The sequence below is a fragment of the Sphingomonas sp. genome, from assembly GCF_019242355.1.
Classification (GTDB): domain Bacteria; phylum Pseudomonadota; class Alphaproteobacteria; order Sphingomonadales; family Sphingomonadaceae; genus Sphingomicrobium.
Genome location: NZ_JAFAVR010000145.1, coordinates 1 through 4186 on the forward strand (window position 1 = coordinate 1; position 4186 = coordinate 4186).

A 4186-nucleotide genomic window follows, 5' to 3' on the forward strand; every position below is an offset into this window, starting at 1 on the left:
TCCGTGCCGGTCCGACTGGACTTGCGACGCAACCAGAGCATTGCTGTTCGTCAAACGAAGGGACGCCGCTCGACCTCCGGGTCCAGCGGCTTGGGCCCGTGCAAGCTGGTGTAGTTCCGCGCCGGCAGCAAGGAGACCCACCATGGCAGCCTCACCAAAGCAGCGCACCAAATCAGAAACGATCACCCGCCTTCTCTCGCGAGAGAAAGGTGCAACGCTGGCCGAGATCGTCAAGGCGACACAGTGGAAGCCGCACAGCTGTCGAGCTTTCCTCACCGGCATTCGCAAGAAGGCGCAACTTGTGCGCGAGGAGCGGGCAGACGGAGCGGCAAGTTATCGAATGGTTCAGGAGCCCATCGCCGGAGGCGAGGCTTGAGCACGCGCAGGGGCGAGCTGGAGGAGCTAGAGGGCATGACGCCAGCTCAGCTGCGAGCCGAGTGGCGAACATGCTGGCGAAGACCGGCGCCAGAGATCGGGCCCGACCTGCTGCGGCGAGGCATCGCATGGAAGCGACAATCGCGCGTGCACGGAGATCTCCCGCTGCATGTCCGGCGCGAACTCGACGCGGTGCTCAAGCGATTGAGCGAAGGTAGAGCTGCCGTCGCCGACGATCGCATTTCACTCAAGCCTGGCACGCGCCTCGTCCGTGAGTGGCGAGGGACGATGCACCAGGTGGTGGTGCTGGAAAGCGGCTACGAGCACGCGGGAAGGCACTATTCCAGTCTGACGCAGGTGGCTTCTGCAATTACCGGAGTGCATTGGTCAGGACCACGCTTCTTCGACCTGAAAAGCCGAAAGGCATCGCAGCGACCGTGACGCTGAAGCGCTGCGCCATCTACACGCGCAAGTCGACCGAAGAGGGGCTCGAGCAAGCATTCAATAGCCTTGATGCACAGCGCGAAGCATGCGCTGCTTACATCCTCAGCCAGGCTCACGAAGGTTGGGAGCAGGTAAAGGACCACTACGACGACGGCGGCTGGTCGGGCGGGAACATGGACCGGCCCGGCCTGAAGCAGCTTTTGGCAGACGTCGCTGCGAGCAAGGTTGATGTCATCGTCGTGTACAAGGTCGACCGGCTGACCCGCAGCCTCGCGGACTTCGCGCGGATCGTCGACACGCTGGACAAGGCTGGCGCCTCATTCGTCAGCGTGACGCAAGCCTTCAACACGACGAACAGCATGGGCCGGCTCACGCTCAACGTGCTGCTGTCCTTCGCTCAATTCGAAAGAGAGGTCACCAGCGAGCGCATCCGGGACAAGGTGGCTGCTTCCAAGAAGAAGGGCATGTGGATGGGGGGCCCCGTGCCGCTCGGATACAGGCTCGGCGATCGCAAGCTGCTCATCGACGAGCCCGAGGCTGAGATCATCCGATCGACCTTCCAGCGCTATCGAGAGCTGCGCTCAGTGACCAAGCTGGTCGATGAGCTCGCCAGGCAGAACGTCAGGACCAAAGTCCGACAGTACGGCAATGGCCGGACCGTGGGTGGCGTGCACTTCGGCCGGGGCTCCCTGTCCCAGCTTCTGCAGAACCCGATCTACTCCGGTCGCGTGAGCTACCGTGGCACCCTCCACGACGGTGAGCACGAGGCAATCATCAGTGCAGAGGAATGGCACGAAGTTCAGCAGATCCTGGCTAAGAACCGTCATGACCGGAAGCTTGGCAAACAATCCAGATACCCAAGCCTTCTCACAGGTATGATCATCGACCCTGACGGACGACCGATGACGCCTGTGTCGACGCACAAGGACACCAGGCGACATCACTACTATGTTACGCGGCTCGCGCCCGGTGAGACCAAGATGCCCGCGTGGCGAGTGGCGGCCGGCGAGATCGATCGGGCTGTACTCAAGTCCGTTGGCGACTGGCTCAGGTCGCACGAACGTGCCTGTGAGCCGGGCCAGCTAATGTCCGATCGCGAGCTCGCCGACGAGCTGCTCAGGTTCGCGGTGCCTGAGCAGCGGAAGGTGCTGCTCGAGCTTGGAGTACGAGCGCAGCTCGAACAGCAAAGCCTGCGGGTCACAATCGGGGAGGACGCGATGGCTTCGGTGAGTTTGCCCCTGCGCATGGTCCACCGCGGGAACGAGTTGAAGCTTGTTCTGGAAAATGGAACGTGGAAGGCAGCGCCCGATCCGGTGCTGGTCAAACTAGTGGCGCTAGCGATGAGCGCGCGAAAGTCACTAGGCTCCCGCGAGGTCGACCCTCTTACCTCCCACTACAGCAAGCGGCACTTGTGGCAGCTCCTTCGGATTAGCTTCCTGGCTCCTGACATCATCACTGCAATCATGGACGGGAAACAGCCACCCTCGCTCACCGGTCGACGGTTGCTACGGGTGACTGACCTGCCGCTCGACTGGGCAGGTCAACGCCGGGTTCTCGGCTTCAACTAACATCAGAACAGCATCTGCATCTGGTGGCTGCAAAAGTGGGCACCAGAGACCGGGCCCTCTCTCCGCCGATACACCCGGCGCCAAAATCGTCTCTGTTAGAAGGACGGCCGAGCGGCGGCTCAACAAGTCGCGGAGATCACGCGACAATTCGCATGACTGGCTGCCTACAACGGTGCCAACCGAAACTGTTCACGGGAGGGTGGTGCCGCTTAGGTGACTCGAACACCTGACCCCATCATTACGAATGATGTGCTCTACCAGCTGAGCTAAAGCGGCTTGACCGGGCGGATTGGGCTCCGCGAGGAGACGCGCCACTATCAGCGGCGGCGGCGGCGGGCAAGGCCGCTTGCCGCGACGGTCGGGGCACAACATGCTTAACCCGTTGGTAACCGCCCTGCGGCATTAACCACTCGCAACTATCCGAGTGGGGCCCGGGCAAATGGACAGCTATCGCGAGCATCCGAGCGACTTCGACCTGCCGAACGCGGTCGACGCAAGCGTCGCGGATGACGTTGCGGCGGCAATCGGCAGCGACGAGCGGCGGATGCACGTGCGCGCCTACAATTATTGGGTGTCGCTGCTAGGCGGGCGCGATTTTCCGTCGATCGAAGACCTCGAGCCCGGCGACGTTCAGGATTTTGCCGCACACAGCCTGCTGCTGGACTTCACCTGCGGCCGCGACAATCCCGGCATCCCCTATATCGGCGGCGCCATCCGCGAAGAATGCGGCCTCGATGAGAACACGCGCGCCATCGCCGACGTGCCCAGCCGCTCGCTGCTGTCGCGCCTCACCGACCATTACATGCAGATTATCGCCAATCGTGCTCCCGTGGGCTTCGAGGCCGAGTTCGCGAACCAGCGCTCGGTCAACATCTGCTACCGCGGCATCCTCATGCCCTTCTCGTCGGACGGCGAGACCATCGACTTCATCTATGGCGTGATCAACTGGAAGGCGGTTGACCCGGCAGCCGCGGAGTACGACCCTCCTGTCACAGAGGCGACTTCGGAGGTGATCGACCTGGCCGCGGACGACGATACGCTGTTGCTGGACCAGCCGTTCGCGCTCCCTGCCGACGACGGTGAAGCGGTGGCGCCGGTACCGCATTTCTCGTGGCAGGATGGCCCGCTCGCCGACACCCCCGACGAGGACACGCCGTTGCCCGCGATAACCCTTGACGCGGATGCCGGGCTGGCCGACCGGCTGTCGGTTGCCCGCGAGAGCGCGGACGCCGTCAAGGGCGGCGAAGCCCGCACCCGGACCGCTCTCTATCGCGCCTTGTCGCTGGCCTACGACTTTGCCGTTGCAGCACGGCAGAACCCCGACGACTATGCCGAGCTCCTGGAGGAATCGGGTCTGAAGGCGCAGGCGCGCGCGCCGATGACCCCGATCGTCAAGCTGGTCTTCGGGATCGACTATGACAAGGCGCGCCTGACCGAGTTCGCGGCGGCCCTGTCCTACGCCCAGCGCCAGGACGTCGCCGCCGGCGCGTTCGAAGATTTCATCGGCAAGCAGGCGGGCGGACTTAAAGCGCTCGTTGCTGCGGAGCGCGAGGCCCGGCGTCCCGAAGGCAAGGCCGATACCCGCGCAAGCGAGGCGCGTACCCGGCTCCGCGCGGCGCCGGCGCTGTCACTGAGCACCCTTGCCTGCGCCGAGGAGTTCGGCGTCCTGATTGCCCGGCGCCGCGACGACGGCGGCTACGAGCCGGTGGCGATTGTCGAGGATTCGGCCCTGGTCGAAAAGGCGATCCGACGGGCGGCCTAAGCTGAAGCCGGCCGTCCTGGCCGGGGTTGTCGCTGCC

4 protein-coding genes and 1 tRNA gene are annotated in these 4186 nt (G+C 63.9%); 4 read left to right on the forward strand and 1 reads right to left on the reverse strand.

The window, feature by feature from the left end; genetic code table 11:
* Window positions 1-142: 142 nt before the first annotated feature.
* Genes JOZ79_RS07255 through JOZ79_RS07265 form a run of 3 tightly spaced genes read left to right on the forward strand, consistent with a single transcriptional unit; the run spans window position 143 to window position 2387 of the window.
* Window positions 143-376, forward strand: coding sequence for a DUF3489 domain-containing protein (locus JOZ79_RS07255; RefSeq protein WP_294072602.1), 234 nt, complete (start codon window positions 143-145; stop codon window positions 374-376).
* Window positions 373-816 carry a DUF2924 domain-containing protein gene (locus JOZ79_RS07260; protein ID WP_294072605.1) on the forward strand — a complete coding sequence of 148 codons (444 nt, stop codon included), beginning with the start codon at window positions 373-375 and terminating at the stop codon, window positions 814-816. The genes JOZ79_RS07255 and JOZ79_RS07260 overlap by 4 nt, the downstream gene beginning before the upstream one ends.
* Window positions 813-2387 (forward strand): recombinase family protein, encoded by a 1575-nt coding sequence (locus tag JOZ79_RS07265; protein WP_294072608.1) that lies wholly within the window; start codon window positions 813-815, stop codon window positions 2385-2387. The genes JOZ79_RS07260 and JOZ79_RS07265 overlap by 4 nt, the downstream gene beginning before the upstream one ends.
* A gap of 200 nt (window positions 2388-2587) precedes the next feature.
* Here JOZ79_RS07265 and JOZ79_RS07270 read toward each other — a convergent pair.
* Window positions 2588-2663 (reverse strand) — tRNA-Thr (locus JOZ79_RS07270).
* Between the two features lie 163 nt (window positions 2664-2826).
* On the opposite strand from JOZ79_RS07270, the gene JOZ79_RS07275 reads away from it, so the two are divergent.
* Complete coding sequence (locus JOZ79_RS07275) at window positions 2827-4149, forward strand: hypothetical protein (protein ID WP_294072611.1); 1323 nt, start codon at window positions 2827-2829, stop codon at window positions 4147-4149.
* Window positions 4150-4186 lie beyond the last annotated feature (37 nt).